The organism is Candidatus Schekmanbacteria bacterium RIFCSPLOWO2_02_FULL_38_14, from assembly GCA_001790855.1.
Lineage (GTDB): Bacteria > Schekmanbacteria > GWA2-38-11 > GWA2-38-11 > GWA2-38-11 > 2-02-FULL-38-14-A.
This window is the reverse complement of the sequence record MGDH01000019.1, coordinates 22,679-40,598: the sequence shown is the minus strand read 5'-3', so window position 1 is coordinate 40,598 and position 17,920 is coordinate 22,679. Positions and strand designations below refer to the sequence as shown.

The 17,920-nt window shown below is 36.0% G+C and carries 16 protein-coding genes; 10 read left to right on the top strand and 6 right to left on the bottom strand.

What is annotated here, in order from left to right; genetic code table 11:
* Positions 1 to 188 precede the first annotated feature (188 nt).
* Entirely contained in the window at positions 189 to 1,700 is a 1,512-nt protein-coding gene (locus A3H37_07320; GenBank protein OGL50107.1) for a hypothetical protein, read from the bottom strand.
* Between the two features lie 142 nt (positions 1,701 to 1,842).
* On the opposite strand from A3H37_07320, the gene A3H37_07315 reads away from it, so the two are divergent.
* A complete protein-coding gene (locus A3H37_07315) occupies positions 1,843 to 2,094 on the top strand; it encodes a hypothetical protein (protein OGL50106.1) in 252 nt (83 codons plus the stop codon).
* Between the two features lie 56 nt (positions 2,095 to 2,150).
* Here the strand turns inward: A3H37_07315 and A3H37_07310 are convergent, their stop codons facing one another.
* Positions 2,151 to 2,768, bottom strand: coding sequence for a hypothetical protein (locus A3H37_07310; GenBank protein ID OGL50105.1), 618 nt, complete (start codon positions 2,766 to 2,768; stop codon positions 2,151 to 2,153).
* A gap of 231 nt (positions 2,769 to 2,999) precedes the next feature.
* On the opposite strand from A3H37_07310, the gene A3H37_07305 reads away from it, so the two are divergent.
* The gene (locus A3H37_07305) at positions 3,000 to 4,883 is read left to right on the top strand and encodes a hypothetical protein (GenBank protein ID OGL50104.1); all 1,884 of its coding nucleotides are present in this window, start codon (positions 3,000 to 3,002) and stop codon (positions 4,881 to 4,883) included.
* A 93-nt stretch (positions 4,884 to 4,976) separates the two neighbouring features.
* Here the strand turns inward: A3H37_07305 and A3H37_07300 are convergent, their stop codons facing one another.
* On the bottom strand, positions 4,977 to 5,855 hold the full coding sequence (locus A3H37_07300; protein OGL50134.1) for an acetylglutamate kinase: 879 nt from the start codon (positions 5,853 to 5,855) through the stop codon (positions 4,977 to 4,979).
* Complete coding sequence (locus A3H37_07295) at positions 5,855 to 7,420, bottom strand: hypothetical protein (protein OGL50103.1); 1,566 nt, start codon at positions 7,418 to 7,420, stop codon at positions 5,855 to 5,857. The genes A3H37_07300 and A3H37_07295 overlap by 1 nt, the downstream gene beginning before the upstream one ends.
* Before the next feature lie 148 nt (positions 7,421 to 7,568).
* Between A3H37_07295 and A3H37_07290 the strand changes: the two genes are divergently transcribed.
* From A3H37_07290 to A3H37_07270, 5 genes are all read left to right on the top strand, one after another.
* Complete coding sequence (locus A3H37_07290; protein ID OGL50102.1) at positions 7,569 to 8,612, top strand: heat-inducible transcription repressor HrcA; 1,044 nt, start codon at positions 7,569 to 7,571, stop codon at positions 8,610 to 8,612.
* Positions 8,613 to 8,619: 7 nt separating this feature from the next.
* A complete protein-coding gene (locus A3H37_07285; protein ID OGL50101.1) occupies positions 8,620 to 9,699 on the top strand; it encodes a molecular chaperone DnaJ in 1,080 nt (359 codons plus the stop codon).
* Positions 9,700 to 9,702: 3 nt separating this feature from the next.
* On the top strand, positions 9,703 to 10,446 hold the full coding sequence (locus A3H37_07280; GenBank protein OGL50100.1) for a hypothetical protein: 744 nt from the start codon (positions 9,703 to 9,705) through the stop codon (positions 10,444 to 10,446).
* A gap of 145 nt (positions 10,447 to 10,591) precedes the next feature.
* Positions 10,592 to 10,834 carry a hypothetical protein gene (locus tag A3H37_07275; GenBank protein ID OGL50099.1) on the top strand — a complete coding sequence of 81 codons (243 nt, stop codon included), beginning with the start codon at positions 10,592 to 10,594 and terminating at the stop codon, positions 10,832 to 10,834.
* The gene (locus A3H37_07270; protein ID OGL50098.1) at positions 10,831 to 11,046 is read left to right on the top strand and encodes a hypothetical protein; all 216 of its coding nucleotides are present in this window, start codon (positions 10,831 to 10,833) and stop codon (positions 11,044 to 11,046) included. The genes A3H37_07275 and A3H37_07270 overlap by 4 nt, the downstream gene beginning before the upstream one ends.
* A 373-nt stretch (positions 11,047 to 11,419) precedes the next feature.
* Here A3H37_07270 and A3H37_07265 read toward each other — a convergent pair whose 3' ends face one another.
* The gene (locus tag A3H37_07265; protein ID OGL50097.1) at positions 11,420 to 12,496 is read right to left on the bottom strand and encodes a hypothetical protein; all 1,077 of its coding nucleotides are present in this window, start codon (positions 12,494 to 12,496) and stop codon (positions 11,420 to 11,422) included.
* 261 nt (positions 12,497 to 12,757) lie between these two features.
* On the opposite strand from A3H37_07265, the gene A3H37_07260 reads away from it, so the two are divergent.
* Genes A3H37_07260 through A3H37_07250 form a run of 3 tightly spaced genes read left to right on the top strand, consistent with a single transcriptional unit; the run spans position 12,758 to position 14,715 of the window.
* Positions 12,758 to 13,546 carry a hypothetical protein gene (locus tag A3H37_07260; protein ID OGL50096.1) on the top strand — a complete coding sequence of 263 codons (789 nt, stop codon included), beginning with the start codon at positions 12,758 to 12,760 and terminating at the stop codon, positions 13,544 to 13,546.
* Positions 13,530 to 14,408, top strand: coding sequence for a hypothetical protein (locus A3H37_07255; protein ID OGL50095.1), 879 nt, complete (start codon positions 13,530 to 13,532; stop codon positions 14,406 to 14,408). Before A3H37_07260 ends, A3H37_07255 begins: the two co-directional genes overlap by 17 nt.
* Positions 14,383 to 14,715 carry a hypothetical protein gene (locus A3H37_07250; protein ID OGL50094.1) on the top strand — a complete coding sequence of 111 codons (333 nt, stop codon included), beginning with the start codon at positions 14,383 to 14,385 and terminating at the stop codon, positions 14,713 to 14,715. The genes A3H37_07255 and A3H37_07250 overlap by 26 nt, the downstream gene beginning before the upstream one ends.
* On the opposite strand, the gene A3H37_07245 is transcribed toward A3H37_07250, so the two are convergent.
* Positions 14,658 to 17,747, bottom strand: a complete 3,090-nt coding sequence (locus A3H37_07245) for a DNA methyltransferase (GenBank protein ID OGL50093.1) — start codon at positions 17,745 to 17,747, stop codon at positions 14,658 to 14,660. The two genes, A3H37_07250 and A3H37_07245, sit on opposite strands and share 58 nt — an antisense overlap.
* Positions 17,748 to 17,920 lie beyond the last annotated feature (173 nt).

Genomic DNA, 17,920 nt, shown 5'->3' with positions numbered 1-17,920 from the left:
GCCGGCAGGCAGGTGGCAATCTCAAATTCCCCTCTATTCCCCTTTTCCCTGCCTGCCGGTAGGCAAGTAAAGGGGGAGAAAACTGAGATTGCTTCGTCACTACGTTCCTCGCAATGACGGTCAAAAAAGGACTATTTCAACAATCTGCTAGGGTTCAAGGAAAATAAAAAAATGATTTTTAAACTCTTCTATTCCTCCCCAAACACCTGTGCGCTGAATGTCCAGATAGTTGAGCCGCTTTTCCATGCATTATATGGCAATCCGGCTTTAAGAGAAACCTGATTAAGAAATGTCTCGCGGTCCCATCCGTACTCAGTTGCTACCTGCGGCAGCAAAAGCCCTTTGCTAAATCCTTTTTGTATTACAAGCCCGTGTTTCCCGACAACTATCTCATCAACACTTTTAATCTCTTTTAATGGAGTCATCACAGAAATCTCAAGCGCTACTTCCTTATCCTCGCCTTTTACCATTGACACAAAGCGATAATCCCGTGAACAGGCATTTATAGTGTTATCAATAACTGCTTCATAAAGGGGTTTTATCCCTTCAATATAACCAATGCAGCCTCTTAAATTTCCGTGCTTTTTAATTGTAACAAAAACTCCCCTCTTTTCCTTCAACTTTGGAGTCAGGTTTAGTCCTTTGGTAACATCATCCAGATTCCCTCCGTTTAAAAAACTGTCAAGAGTTTTTCTTGCAAGCTTTACAAGGGTTTCTCTTTCCTCCTTATTCAGGCTATCTTCATCTGAAGCCTGAAAATTATTCTTCTCTTTTTTTTTAAAAAAAGCCATTGTCACATAGCTCACTGATGTTGAGTAATTTCCAATAAGGTCACCTGAAGTATAGTAGCTTATGAGTCTTGCATTAATATTTTTTGGAAGAATTTCAAGGAGAATTGCTATGGGTTTTCTTCCGCAGATAGTTATTCCGGTTTTATCCACGTATTTTATAAATCCTTCAGAATCTATCTTAAGAATTTTCTCAACTGCTCCGCTGTCAAGCTTTTTTAAATTCTTCCTGATATTTTTCTTAAAAGGGATATAGCCAAAATTAAATCCGTAATGGGTGAAATCCGAGCTTGCAATTACTAAAGTTTCCTTATCAATAAACTTTTTGATACTTGAAGCAATTTTTCTGTACTCATCTCCGTTTACTTCTCCAACGAGCAATGGGACCAGACTGACATCTTTTAAACTCTGCTGGATGAACGGGAGCTGGATTTCAATGGAATGCTCTTTTTTATAAGCCTCCGGAACTGTCTTGAAATACGGCTCCTGCAAAAGTTTTTTACACACATCAGTATCAATGCTGATAAGCCCTAAAGGGGTTCTGTAATGTGTCGCATCAAGAACTGCTACGCCGTTAAACCATGCATAATGGCTTGGCGCCAGCATTATCACCCTTTTGTAATTCTTTCCTTTTATAGCCTTGTAACCAAAAGCAGCGCCCTTTCCTGAATAACTGTATCCGGCGTGAGGTTCAATTAAAGCAACTATGTCGCCATCAATTTTTTCAGGCTCTGTACTATCGAGGAATAAATTAATTTCTCTCTTGAGCCCCTCCTTATCTGCCGGATACCAAGAGCCGCTTATGACAGGTTCCTGGATTTTCTGCTGGTTTGAGGTTGCTCCCCTGGAACAGGCAATAGGAATTAAAAGAAAGAATAAAATAAAAATATTTAAGGCTTTAACAGATGCCATAGGTAAGCTCCTGATAGATTATTTATTTAATCTACAACTTATAAATAATATTTCAACAAAATTAAAATTTCCTTTGAAAACTCTTTACTTTATTAATTATATAATATAAAAATTACAAAATTTTTTTTGGAGTTTAAGGCAGATGAAAAAGAGTACTTATGTGTTGATTATTGGAGTTATTCTTTTGTTTGTAATACTCAATTATCTTCCCAAAAAGCATCCGACAAAAATACCAATTGATGAAACCCACAAATCTTATTCAAGTGATAAAGCCTGCTTAGAATGTCACAACAAGAATGAAGATAAAGAAAAACCTCTTGGCAAAAAACATCCAATAAAAACCGAGAACTGCGTCAAATGCCATAATGATAAAACCGTTGTCTCTGCTCGCTAGCCACTTGTCGTTAGTGAATAGTCAATAGTTTCAAAATCTTTCTTTTCTGCTAAATACTATTCACTGTTCACTATACACTTACTATTACCCATGAATCCCTTTCCAACAATATATACTTCAGCAGAGCCTTTTCTTGTAGCTTCTGGCTTTGTAATTTTTACTTCTCTGAAATTTAACTTCAATTCCTCCAGAAATTTTTTGATATCACTTCCCTGAAAAATTTTTACCAGAAAATTCCCGCTTTCCTTTAAAAGAATTTTTGAAATACGAAAAGCCTCTTTTGAAAGCTCAAGGGATTTAGCCTGGTCAGCAATTTTTACTCCTGTAGTATGCGGGGCAATATCTGATATTATAGCATCAAGCATTCCGTCTGCTTTATTTAAAATCAATTCTCTTCCTTCAGCCTTTGAAATATCAGCAATTATAATCTCTGCATTGGATTTGTGGAAACTCTCAACCTTTTCTATATCAACGCCATATACAAAACCCTTTTCTCCAACAATCTCAAGTGCCACCTGCATCCAGCCTCCCGGCGCACACCCCACATCAAGAACCCTGTCTCCGCGCTTCAAAAGTTTAAACTTTTCATTAAGCTCAATTAATTTATAAGAAGCCCTTGACCTGTATCCTTCTTTTTTTGCCCTGCGCCAGTAGGAATCCCTGGGATTATACACAGAAAATTATCCTTATTAGTGAAAAATTAGTCATAAGTTCAGATACCAGATGTCAAATAAAATGACAAACTCTAAAATTTGTTCTTAGTATAATGAGTTTTGATATTTGACATTAATCAACCAACCTTTTATAGTTTACAAATAATTTTTTCTTGAAAATTTTATAGCTGATACAATTAAAAAATATTAGTAGAAGCTTTTCTTTCAAGGCTTGAGGGAAACAGATAAGAAGTGAAATTTTTTGTGCTTCTAATTATGAATATAGCTATTGCAGCTATATTCATCCATATTTTAAGAAAGAAAAACACTCTTTCCTATTTCAGTGGCGGGAAATGGTGGCTCACCTGGTTTTCTGTTGCAATTATTACCCTGATGGATGAACTCACCTCCATTTTTTATGCACCAATTGAAGCCTTCAGGTTCATTGGGGCAAATGCTATACTTTTTATTGCTGTAACATCCATTATTATGCGGTTTCTTTCTACAAGAATGGTTGAAATAGCAGAAATACTGGAGTTTAATGGAATCAAAGGAGGAGGGGTTTATTCATTTTCATACCTTGTCCTTGGTCCCACAGCTTCCTTTATTGCAGTTGCCTCTATCTATGTAACATACATTCTTACAGCATCTATCTCAACAGTAAGCGCAGTATCAAACGGAATGTCCTTTATTAATCTATCCGGATTTGCAACCTTTATTTTTCAGCTCGCCATCATCTGGGGTGTCTGCTTGCTTAATATAATTGGAATAAAAGAAAATGCAAAATTTACTTTTGGAGTATTTTTTGTCGCTGCAATAGTGTTTTTAACCCTAATAGCTTCAGGAATACTCGATTTCAAAATGGAAAACCTGAATGTCATAACCGGAAGCGCAAAAACTATAGGTAAAGATGTTGCAACCGCTGGTATATTTAAAGGTTACGGAATTATCGTAATCAGCATTGCAAGCTGCGTGCTTGCTTATTCAGGGATTGAATCTGTTATTCAAACAGCAGGGCTTGTAAAAAGCTGGAAGGAAATTGCCAAAGCATATCTGTTTCTCGCTCTCACAGTAGGAATCGCCACACCACTGGTCACAGCCCTTGCGCTTTCATCTAAGAATATTGACTTTGCAGCCCATGAAGGCGACCTCATAACCCATTATGCAACCCTCGTTAACGGTGCGCCATTCGGATTAATAGTCGGGCTGCTGGCAAGCATTGCGCTGATTATGGCAGTAAACACTGCTTATTTTGCTTCAAGTGAGCTGATGGAAAGAATAGCTCACAGGTATAAATTTGAATGGTTTATTAAAGTCAACCGCAGACAGTCTCTTTACCGCATCCACATATGCAATGCAATACTCTTTACAGTAATTATCCTTATAACTTCAGGAAGCCAGAAAACTCTTGCTGACATGTATGCAATCGGGCTTCTTGCAAGCTTCTGCATAAATATGTTCAGTCTGATGATATACCGCTATTTCAAGGGAACAAAAGAGATTTACACATATTACACATCAAGAACCGGAACAGCAATTCTATTTGTCATCCTTCTGAGTTGTTTTATATACCTTGCTTCACATAAACCTTACGGAACAATGCTCTGGGCACTTTCAACTGTTTCAGTTCTGATTGTAGGGTTGAGGATAGCAAAAAAACATGCGCCTGAAATAAAACTCATTGAACAAACCGATACCCCAATGGAACTGATTTTTTACATGGCGGAAAAAGATACAAGCGAATATCATCTGTATTTCATACGTCCTCAGGAAAATCTTTTAGAGGATAAGGAAACAACAAAAGCCTTTATCAGCTTTTTTTCTCCGCGAACCGGAATCCCAAAAAAAATTGCAGAAAACCATTTCCGGTTTACAATGGAGCGCGCAGGAAACCTGTACAGCGAAATCCTGAGTATTCTTTATACTGTAAAGTATGAGTTTCCTGATAAAAAAATTGTGGTCCACTTTGGCTGGCCCATGTCATCATGGATAGACAGGGCTTCAATAGGAGTCATGATTTTCAGCATCATGAGGCTTCCAAAACTTTTTCCTGAATATAATTTTATTATTGAATATGAGGGCGGGGAAAGTAAAGGACTGGTCGATTCACATATCGAGGATCAAAGCATAAAATAGTTATAAGCTGTAAACCTTAAGCTATAAGCTTACAACTGTTTTTATTATTTTAGCTTTGGATTTCATTTGAACTTTGAGCTTTGGCATTTGACATTATTTTACTATCTCTGTTCCTACCCCTTTGTTAGTAAAAATTTCAAGGAGAAGGGCGTGTTTTACGCGGCCGTCAACCATATGTACCTTGGAAACACCCTGGTCAAGCGCTTCAAGACAGCACCTTAGCTTTGGAAGCATTCCACCCTTGATGACTCCATCTTTTATGAGCTTTTTCACCTGTTTTTCAGTCAGCGTCCTGATTAACTTGTTTTTCCTGTCCATAATTCCTTTGACATCTGTCAGCAGAACAAGCTTTTCAGCCTTTAAAGCCCATGCAATTGCTCCTGCAACAAGGTCTGCATTGATATTAAGTGAGCTCCCGTGGCAATCAACTCCTATTGGAGCGATTACAGGAATAAAACTCTTGTCAATGGCATCAATGACTGTCGGGTCAATTTCTTCTATCTCTCCAACCCTGCCAAGGTCAATTAGCTCCGTGTTGTTTTTATCAGGTTTTTTCTTCTTCATCACCATCTTGGTTGCCTTGATAAAATTTCCATCCTTCCCTGTAAGCCCTATTGCCTTTCCTCCGTGTTTATTAATCAGCGCTACAATGCTCTTGTTTATTATCCCGCCAAGAACCATCTCAACAACATCCATTGTTTCATCATCCGTTATCCTGTAGCCTTCAAAAAATTTCGTATCCTTGCCGATTTTTTTCAAAAAACTTCCTATCTGCGGACCACCGCCATGAACAATGACAGGATTAATTCCAATGAATTTTAAAAGTATTATATCAAGGGCAAAGTTTTCCTTCAGGTCCTCATCAATCATGGCATTTCCGCCATACTTAATCACGAATGTCTTCCCGTAGAAATTCCTTATATAAGGAATCGCCTCTATCAGGGTATTTGCCTTTTCAATAAATTTTTCCATTATTTTATTCCCTCCCAACACATATCTTTTATTGAATTAAATTCTCCTCTTGGATACAGAATAAACCCCTTAAGCCCTTTGCTCATTACAGCTACATTATCTGAATGCCACAGGCTTATATACGGAAGTTCTTCAGCGATGATTTTCTGGATTCTGCTGTAAATCTTTTTTCTCTCATCAATATTCATAGTTTTTCTGCCAAGCTTTGTTAAATAGTCTATTTCAGAATTGCTGTAGAATCCACGGTTTTTTCCGTTTGGAGGAAAATTTTTTGAATTAAAAACCTCATAATACTGATCAGGGTCAGTTATACCCACCCATTTCAATCTGTAAATCTGAAAATTTCCATTTTTAATATCATCATAAAACGTTCCCCACTCATACATCTTAATCTCAAGGCTTATCCCGACTTTTCTTAAAAATTCCTGCAGCACCTCTCCAAATTTTCTGCTTCTTTCCTCATAAGTTGTCTTGTACACAAGCTTGAACCTTGCCTTTGGACCATCACCATCAGGGTCGCCAAACCCTGCTTCATCCAACAATTTCTTTGACCGCTCAGGATTATAATCATAATCTTTCACTTCCTTTTCGTATGCCCAGTGAGAAGAAGGAACCATTCCAGTGGCTTTTCTTGCCATTCCCCTTTCAATGCTTTTTATTATAATATCCCTGTCAATTGCGTACGCTATTGCCTGCCTTACTTTCTTATTTTCAAGAACAGAATCTTTCAGGTTCAGTCCTATGTAATAGTAGTCTGTTCCTTCACCGTGGAAAATTTCAATCTCGGAATTGTTTTTAAATATCTCAATTGTATCAGGTGAAAAGGCATTCTCAAGGAAATTAATCTCCCTCTTTTCAAGCTCAAGCGCCCTGACAGTCTCATCCTTCACCGCCTTGAAAACTATTCTCTTTATCCCCGGCTTGCCTCCAAAATAGGATTCATTGGCTTCAAGGATTATCCTCTCATCAGGTAAAATCTCAACTATCCTGAAAGGACCGCTTCCAACAGGCTTTAAGCCAAAGTCCTCTCCTGATTTTTGCGCATATCTTTTCGGCACTATTCCGACACACATGCTTGAAAGAAACGGAGCATAAGGCGCATTAAGGTCAAACCTGATTGTGTAATCATCCAAAACCTTAACCTCTTTTAAAAAAGTATAAGACCCCCTTAGAGGAGATTTAAAGCCTGAATCCATGATACTTTTAAAAGTATACTCCACATCCTCTGCTTTTAAATCCTCTCCGTTGTGAAACTTAACTCCTTTTCTAAGATGAAAGATATATGTATTGCTGTCCGGTATATCCCATTTATAAGAAAGGTCCGGAACTATTTCGCTTTTCTCATTAAATTTGACCAGACTACTGTATATAATCTGGGCAATTCTTGATGAAGGAACATCAGTTGCCTTTCTCGGGTCAAGATTTGTAGGAGCGCTTTCAAAGGCTATTGTAATGGAATTCCGGTTTGTGATTTCTGGCTTTGAGCAGAAAAGGAACTGGAAAACAAATAACGCTGCAGCTAAAAGAATTATAATGCGAGAAACAGGATTTTTTATTTTTATCATTTGCGAATAGTGCCCTGATTTTATTTAATATTTCTACTATGAACCTGAGTTGTTAGTCAAGGTTATTGGAAAAGCTTATTCCCCTTGACAAATTATATTTCTGTGGCTATTTTAAAAATGATATCTATAACATGAAGAATATAAAACTATGGAAGAACTAAGCATCAGAAACAAACAGATTTTAAAAGCAGTGATAACAAGTTATGTATCAACTGCTGAACCGGTGGGGTCAAGGACTATTACAAAAAAATTCAAGCTCGACTTAAGTCCTGCCACTGTACGAAACATTATGTCTGACCTTGAAGAAATGGGCTTTCTTTCCCATCCCTACACTTCAGCAGGCAGGGTTCCTACAAATAAAGCATACAGGTTCTATGTTGATTCGATTTTGAGCGAAAATGCTTTTAACAGCCAATTACCAATCCAGTTTCAGTTTGGTGATGAATTAAAGGAAAGCAACGAAGCAGTAAACGTTGAAGATATAATGAAAAGGATTTCACACCGCTTGTCTCAGATTTCCAATCAGGTCGGAATAATACTTGCACCAAAGTTTTCCTTCACTACTTTTAAACATATTGAGTTTATAAATTTAAGGGAAAAGCGGGTTCTTGCAATTTTTGTGACAAAATCAGGGATGATTCAGAATAAATTAATCAAATTTGATGAAGACCTTTCTCAGGATACTCTTGATAAAATTACCAGGTACCTGAATGAACAGTTTCAGGGAATGACGCTCTGCGAAATCAGAGAAAAACTGCGGGAAATGATGTTAGAAGAAAAAAGGCTTTATGACAAACTGGTTGCCAGGGCATTGACATTGAGCAGTCTGGCTTTTTCAAACGCTGAAGAAGAGGAAATCTACTTTGACGGCACAGCCAACATTTTAAACCAGCCTGAATTCTCAGATGTTGAAGAAATGAAAAGAATATTTGCTGCCTTTGAGCAGAAAAATCTCCTTCTTCAACTGCTGGATAAATGTGTTAACAGCAAAGGAATGCAGATTTTCATTGGCACTGAAAACCCGGTAAAAGAGATTCAGGACTTAAGCATTGTAACCTCGGTCTATAAAAGCGGAGACCGAGTTTTAGGAACCCTTGGGATTATTGGTCCAACAAGGATGGACTATTCCCAGATAATTCCATTGGTCAGTTGTACTGCCGTTCTGATGAGCAACCTGTTTACAGACGTGTAATGAATGAATGAAAAAACAGGATTATTATAGAATTTTAGGCTTAAACTCTGATGCAACAGCAGAAGAAATAAAAAAAGCCTATAGAAAACTTGCCTTAAGATTCCATCCCGATAAAAACCCAGGCAACCATTTTGCAGAGAACAAATTTAAAGAGGTCTCCGTTGCCTATCAAACACTGATTAATCATCAAAAGAAAAGAATTTATGACAGCACTTCAAACTCAGAAACCTTCAGCGATTTCCGTGGCAACTTCAGTTCCGGATACAGAAGCTATGGCGGGTTTACAAATATATTTGAAGAGATATTTCACGACTTCTTTGATGTAGGATATTCAGGAGACAGGACAAGGATAAAAAAAGGGAGTGACATTAAGACTGAGCTTAAAATCTCACTGGCAGATGCAGCTTTCGGAAAAGAAACTGAAGTTACAATAGAGCGGCTTGAAAAATGCAATACCTGCAATGGAAATGGCTCTGAGGCAGGAATAGGAGAATCAATATGCCCATCCTGCAATGGAACAGGAGAGAAACGTTACAGTTACGGTTTTTTCATTGTTAAAAGAATCTGTACCCAATGCAAAGGAAATGGGTTTATCATTGTTCATCCCTGTTTAAAATGTGACGGCGACGGGAGGCAGAAAAAAAAGAACACAATAACAGTGAAAATACCTCCCGGGGTTGACACAGGCAGCAAATTAAGGCTCTCAGAGCAAGGGAATACAGGCATCAAGGGAGGTCCAAGCGGAGACCTGTTTGTAATTATAAGAGTTGAAAAGCACAATATCTTTGAACGGGAAAACTTTGATATAAGCTGTGAAATCCCAATCACCTTTACACAGGCTGCACTCGGTTCAGAAATAGAAATTCCAACACTCGAAGGAACTGCAAATTTAAAAATACCTGAAGGAACCCAAAGCAGCTCAGTTTTTACCTTAGAGGGTAAGGGAATCATCAACCCTGCTTCATACATAAGGGGAAATCAGTATGTTAAAATTCTTGTAGAAACACCTGTTAACCTTTCATCCTTTCAGCGCGAGTTGCTTTTACAGTTAGAAAAATTAGAAAATAAAACCCCTATATCCCGTTAACAAATGACTATTCCGCGCTTTCCCTTACCTGATGGTCAGCCTCTAAGCGGAAAAATAGTACTTTCCGGCAAATCCTATAAACACCTCGCAAAAGTTCTAAGGGCAAAAGCAGGAAACAGGGTCTCTTTTTACGACTCCAAAGGAGATGAATATCTCTCGGAAATAGAGCATATCTCAGCAACTAAAATCACCTGCAGAATCAGCCAGAAAATAAAACAAGAAAATAAACCCGACTCAAAGATTATTCTTGTTCAGGGGTTGCTGAAGAGGGATAAGATGGATCTGGTCATAGAAAAGGCTGCTGAACTGGGGGTTGGCAGGATTATTCCACTCATTACAGAAAGGTCAGAGATAAAGCTCTCGCAGGAAAAAATTAACTCCCGACTGGAACACTGGAGAAAAATTGCAGAATCTGCAACCTCTCAGTCAAGGCGCAGTTTCATTCCTTCCATAGACAGCCCAAAGCTCTTCAGCAAAGCCATACTTGAGCTAAATTCTAAGAATCCAAATCTTCTTCTATCTGAAGATTGCAGGGAAAAGAGTTTTAGTGAAACAATAAAAAATTTCATGCCATTCAGTGAAATATCAGTAATAATAGGACCCCCCGGAGGCTTTACAAAAACAGAGCTCATCTTTGCAAAAGAAAACAATTTAATCATAACAGGATTAAAAGGAGGAATCTTGCGCTCTGAAACCGCTGCAATTTCTGTGCTGTCAATAATCCAGTATGAACTTGGGAATTTGTAAAGTTCCATTTTTCGTAGACGGCAAGCCATCCCCTTTTCCCTTGAATTTTACATTGACAAAGTTCAAAACACTCAATACATTTAAGATATTAGAGAAAATGTTATACTGAAAGTAAATTTGATGAGAAACCGAGCATCATTACAAAATGGGTGAATATAAGTTTACTGAATACTTTGAAAAAGAAGTGCTAAGAAAACGGCCTTATCTGAAAAAAGAATGGTGCATTCAAGTCATCGAAAACCCGCTCAAGACCGAACCACAAGAACATAATCGTTTTCGGTTCTGGGGAGTAATCGCTGAGATTGAAGGTCATGTATTACGAGTTATCACCTTGGATGATAAAAAGACGATTCATAATGCTTTTCCTGATAGGGGGTTTAAAAAATGAAACTCAATTATTACCCAAATACTGACTCTCTATATATTGATCTCTCTGAGAAGACAAGCGTGGAGAGCAGAGAAATTTCTGAAGGAATTAACCTTGATTACGATGCCGAAGGCAATTTGGTGGGTATTGACATTGACAATGCCAGCAAGAAAGTTCAGCTTAAAGAACTTACTCTCCACAAACTGCCAGCAGATATTAATGCGGTTGCCTGACAAATTACTTCAAACCTGCACCTGCTCTATCAGTTACAGTTAAGCTTAGCACAGAATAGCCTCTTCAGGAGGAGTGGATAAATCCTGCGATGAAATATTAAAGGGACTTAGGAAATAAATGCATCCTCTGCACCAACGTCCCCTAATTCACTCACTTACTCTACATAAACTGCCATCAGATATTAATGCGGTTGCCTGACAAATTACTTCAAACCTGCACCTGCTCTATCAGTTACAGTTAAGCTTAGCACAGAATAATCTCTTCAGGAGAGGTGGATAAATCCTACGATGAAATATTAAAGGGACTTAGGAAATGAATGCACTCTCTGCACCAACGTCCCCTAATTTTTCATACCATCCATTTAATATAGTACTACTTTTCTAATAATGATTTAAATAACCGTTCTACGATTTCGAATAATTCTACATATTTTCCCATTAATTTACTTACCCCCAGCTTCTTTGAAGGATTTGGATGGGTAATTGAACCTCTTATACTTCTAAATTCTTTAACTTTTTTCTCTATATCTCTAATGTCCTGGGTTATATATAAATTTTCCTTGAGAGTTTTTGATATTTGCTGAACATCTCCTTTTTCTTTTGCATTCCCTAATAAATTGATAACTCTATTAACAATATCTTTATTGTATTGTTTTTCTTCATCCAGTAAGCATTTTACCTTTTTGAGTGTTCCATGAGTAATTAATTTATTAGTTGTTTTTTTGGCGGATCCAAAGGACTCTAATATTTGCCATAATAATAAATACGATATAGCTATATCTTCTGTCGTAACAGCAGCACTATAAAGCATTGCCATCATATCTATCAACTCACTATTAATACTAGGTTTATTAGGTCTTACTTTTTCAAGATATGCTTCTAGGTTTAAAACTTTTTCCTCAGGAATTAATGGTTTTTGTGCATTAACATTGCCTTCAAACTGAGGAATTTTGCCATAAGCAGTAATAAATCCATTGTTTCGAAGCGTTATAGAAAACGGCGATAAAATTTTATGTTGTTCGTAAGGAGTCACCACTGCCTTTGTGATTCCTTTCTCTATTATAAGGTCGACGTTGTCTATTTTAATTGTTGAAGAAGCTATGGAAACAAGAGGTATTGTTATTGCTTCGTGATAGATAATCCGGAATCCAGTTAGAAATACCCACACTAGTTCATTGACTAAGGTTAATATTTTCTCTACTCCAATTTTGTATGCCTCATCGTTACTGTTCGTATCTACTATTACACATATAAACAATTTAGTTGGCGAATCTAAAGAAATATTAGGATTAACAAAGAACTTATACGTTCCTGATACAACTTTTTTATCTAGCTTATTTAAATCATTCCAAAACGAAATCCATGTAAATTTATGCTCAGTGAATCTGCATAAATTTTGCTTCAACTCAATTACAGGAATTATTACAATATATTTTTGTAACTCATTCATATAGAATAAAATAAAGGGGACAACCTGCCGTTCCCTTTTCACTATTATCAACTTTCAGACTTTTTTCAAACTATTTTCTTTTTGATCTCAAAACCATCTTCTATTTAATGCAATGTTATAATATCATCTATGTGGGAGAAAAGAGAACCGGTTTAATTAATTAACACTTCGAAAGAAACACTTATCTTGACAAGTGCCAATAGCAATGTATAATAATTTACAATAATCGTTTATTAAACGATAATCGTAAAATATAAGACAATGACAAAATATTTGGGACCCAAAGAAACAGAGGTTATTTCTCGCCTATCTTACGAGAAAACCACTATTATCACCAGAAAGCAGTTTGACAGGCTTTTTGGGCAATCTGTTTTAACAAGGCAAATTATATATCAGCTCAGGAAGAAAGGTATTCTTAAGCCAATTACAAAAGGGATTTATTACTATTCTCCTCTTGAGGCTGGGCCAGCGGGCAGTCATATAAATGAGTTTTTAATTCCTCCTGTTCTTTTTCTCTCAGGAAACTACTATGTTGGCTACTCAACAATGTATAACTACTATCGCTTCACGAATCAAATATTCCAGACGTTTTATATTCTAAATACCTCACTTCAAAGAGAACGTATCATCTGTGGCATTCCATTTAAGTTACTAAAAATTTCTCCCAAGAGGATGTACGGCATTGAAAAAGTAAAAATCAGGGAATCGGAAATAACTATTAGCGACAGGGAAAGGACTCTTGTTGACCTGATTTATTTTTCTGATCCAGTGGGCGGTTTAAAAAAAGCGCTTGAGATACTTAGGTTACAGGTTACCTCTAATAAGGTTGATGTTAAGAAACTCATTAAGTATACAATACTTTTTCCATGTATGGCAGTGCGCAAAAGAATTGGCTTTGCTCTGGAGCAATGCAGAGTAAATGATTCCTTGCTTGCTCCATTAATAAAATGCGTCAGGAATGCATCATTAACCACCCTTTACAGCTCAAAATCCCGCAAAGGTACTATCAACAATAAGTGGAAGGTTATTTTAAATGATTCACAGCAATAAGGATGAATTCTTAAAAGTTCTGGAAAGGACTTCTGCACAGACAGGATTTCCCTTGTTTCTTCTTGAGAAGGATTATTTTATAACACTCATCCTTTCTGGTATCAATACGCTTAACGATAACCTCATTTTTAAGGGCGGGACATGTTTAAGCAAGATTTATTTTTCATATTACCGTCTCAGCGAAGATTTGGATTTTTCATTAAGGCTTCCGGCTGGTGAAATCACCCGCACTATTCGCAGGAATACGATCAAACCTGTCAAAGAAAAAATTAAGTCCTTCGTAAGAAGTTTTGGGATGAACATAGAAGATGTGGAAAAATCCGGACACAGTGAGCCTACCCAGTATATCTATTATATTGATTATGACTCAGTAGTTTTAAGCAATAAACAGTCAATAAAGCTCGAAATCGGTTTAAGGTTTAATCCTGTTTTGCCTGCTGTGACAAAAAAGGTTAATCATAAATTTCTTCACCCTTTCACAAAAGAACCGCTTTTTGATTGTGGAAGTGTCAATTGCCTTGCCCTGAAAGAGCTTGTTGCTGAGAAATTAAGAGCCTCTGCCACAAGAGAGGATATTGCGGGCAGGGATTTTTATGATTTGGGATATTTGCTAAGGGCAGGATTTAATTTCAGAGACAAAGAGCTATGGCAACTATTTAAACAGAAGCTTGCAGAAGACGGCTTCGGCAATGCTCTTAAGAAATATCGCATTAATATGGGACGCTCGGATACAGAGATTAAGGAGATGAGTTCCAGGATAGAAGCAGAACTTCTTGATGTTTTGCCACTTGAAGAAAAAAAGGCGTTTAATCTTCAAAAGATTCTTGAATCGTTGAATGAGATTTTTAAGAATATTGAATAAGGAAATAAGGCAAAAGTTTCAAAATTTCTCTCTTTTCTTATATTTTTATTTCAAAATAAGCTTACAAGAAAATAGGTCAATGAAAAAGCATGAAAGAATGGTAAAGAGATTTATTGGAATTAAAAAGATATTAGAATTAAAAATAAAAAAACCGGTAGATTTTTCTGAAAATCAAAACCTCAGAGAGTTCAGGTTTTTATTTGGTGGTGTGGGGTTAAAGAGAAACGGCCCTTTAAATTCTAACTATATTCAAAATTCAATAAGTTCTTTTTCAATGTCTGGATATAACGTATCTATCTCTTTTTGAATCTCTATTGTTTTCCCTAAAGCAGTCACAACTTTGCAATAATGTTTTATATCATCATGTGACAATGGTTTTCCTTTTCTATACTTCAGCCATATGTCACAAACCCTATAACCACCAATTTGGTGTTCCCAAACTTGAGGTTCTACATCTTCAAAATGTTGGTCATTGTTTATATAAAGTTTCCCATTTCCATACTTTACTTTTTCAACTCTATTATCACCTTTGCCTTGGAATCTTGCAACAGGTGAATCAAGTTTTTTAGATTTAAGTAGATGCAACTCAACAAGACTTTCCCCATAATCAGCTATCTTGTTAAATAGTTTGTAGTTATTGGTAAAAGGTATCCTTGGAAAATCTATCTTCAAGAACTCAGCATATTTAGTACGATAGATGTTTGAGTAAAGGACAGCATAGATATAAAAGAAAATTTGTTCAGGTGATATTGATTTATTAAAAGTCTTAACTAATCTCTCAATAAACTGTAGCGACAAATTCGGTTTTTTCTTTTTATAATCTGCCTCTGACTCAAAGAGCATCATAATATGCCCTGAAGAGCGTTTTTTAGGATTGTCTTTTGATGGATATAGATAGAGAGGAAAAATGAATGATTGATGACCTATAAGATGTTTATCAGATACATTTTGGGTAATGAAAACTTCATTAAAAAATTCACTCTTAGTATTTTTTTGTAAAACCAACCCTAAATTAGTATTCAAAAAGTGTTTCATTATGTTATCTCTTAATCGTTGTATAATGCCTGCATTATAGATGATAAATCTATTATCAAATGGTCTATATGTGTATAGAATAATTTGTTCATTAATATTTTTTCCTTTTAACTCTTCATACCATTTAGTTATCAATTCACTTTTTATTCCATAATTCTCCATTAGATTTAAGAAACTGTCTTTATCTTTAGTTGACAACCTTCTTGCTAAGCTATCTTCTTGAAAATCAACTAATACTTCATCTTTTCCCGTAGCAGTTCCAGCATTATATTCTAGAAATATATCTTTTACAGAAAAGAATTTTTTATATTTAACTTCTCCACTAAAATCCTTTTCTACAAAGAAATAATAGGGGTCAGTTGGTTGTAATTTTATCCATTTCGTTGAATCAACAGCATATTTAATCAGATATTCATATTTTTTTTCTCTGAGTCCATAAAAATCCTGATAAAAGACCTTTCCTAGTCCTTTCTGTTTTTTATCTTTTATAAATAATGCAATTGAAACTCCTTGCTGTATATCAAAGACATTTTCATCTTTGCTTCCATCAGGAGATTTTTCACCAATACGGCTGTTCCCATGAAGATTTAAAATATAAACCTCATTAAAACTCTCCAACAATTTTTTACGTATTCCTCTGTGGATCAATCCAGAAAGATAGGAGTTATTGGTAATCATTCCAATGACACCTTTACCTGACTCATCTATTTTCCAGTGAGCAAAACGGATAAACTTTATGTAATCATCAGAAAGAGGTTGGATATTCTTTTCATTGCGAACATCTTCTTTATAAATTCCCATTTGCTTTTCAATAAACTCAGATTTATTCACTGAACTTACTGAATATGGAGGGTTTCCAAGAATTACTAAAATGGACTGCTCTTTTTTGACTTTGCCTGCCAAATGAGATTCTTTTGAAAGAGAAGCCATTCCAGGGAGTTCTGTTTGTTCAAGGTCTTCCACTTCTAAGGTATTAGTTAAGTAGAGTTTAAATCTGTCATCATCATGAAGCTTATAACCAAGTTCTTCTAATAAAAATGACATCTTTAAGTGCCCTATTGCATAAGGAGCCATCATCAACTCAAAAGCATAGAAATTTTTAAGAATATGCTCTTTAATAAAATTTTCTTTATCGCCTTCGCCATATTTAGAAATAAACTCATCTGTTGCCAGTTTGGCTGCTTCAGCCAAAAAAGTAAGCGTTCCTGCGGCAGGGTCTAAAACAGTAACTGATTCGCTTCCAAATCCATCAGGCTTGTTGAAATGCTCTTTCAAAATATTATGCAGAGAATTAACAATATAGGACACCACCGGCTCTGGAGTATAATAAACACCTCTCTTTTCCCTGGTTTTAGGATCGTATTCTGTAAGAAAAGTTTCATAGAAATGAATTATTGGGTCTTTTCCCTTTCCTTCATGGAAATATTTATGAAGAATACTGTTCACATCAGCAACTGCCAGAACCTCTGAAATATCATCAACAATCCATTCCATTTGTTTTGGTAATTCACCAAGTGAGATAAACTGAAAAACATCTCTTAATATTCCAATTGTCCTTGGGATTTTATAATAAGCAAGCTTTCTGTTAAATCCATTTTCAGTTCGTGTCCTTGCAGCAAAAAGACCGTAGGTTATTGTTTGAGAATAGAGATCAGCAAATTCTTCTTTTGAAAGGGTATTTATAAGATATTTTCTAAATGCTTCATAAAAACCAATGATAAATCCTCTGCCGTTTTTTTCTTCCTCTTTTAGTTCTTCTGCAATGACCTCTTCTTTTAGAAACCGTGTACGTTTCGCCAATTCAATTGCAAGGCTTTTGGCATCATAAACCTTTGGGAGAGAGAAGGAGAAAAATCTTTCCAGTAAATTGAAAAATTCAGATTCTCTTTCAACTGTTGGAATAGTTTTTAGCTTATGCAGAACAAAAGGTCTGGCAATACTGACCTTATCTGTCAAAGCACCATCGCGATAAAGCCTGAATTCAAAAAAGTTGGTTAATATCAAATTTGGAAAAGTGTGCAGATACCGTTTTAACTGGTCTGTCGTTTCTATCTGGTCTAAGTATTCGATTGATGGCGCTTTGGCTTCAATATAACCAACAATATGTTGTTTTCCATCCCATATTCTGAAATCTGGATTTCCAGCCTCAGTTTTTTTAGGCAGGGTAGTAACATTTATCTGTTTTTTATTTATTGAGTCAGCATAATTATTTAAAAGTTCCTCAAGGCAGGAATAATAACTTTCCTCTCTTGCATCTCCTCTTTTTGAAACCTCAGTTATTCGTTTAAGATATGATTTCAGCATAATTTTTATTTTTATATTAAAGATAGGTGAAATGACTTTATATCATCACATACTGGATTGTCAATTTGGAAAGTTTATTGATAGAATATCAATCTAAAATCAAAAAGGAAGCAGTTTTTTCTGCTTCCTTTTAGTTTTTTAGAAGGTTTTAATTCACTTCCTACTCCTTGCAA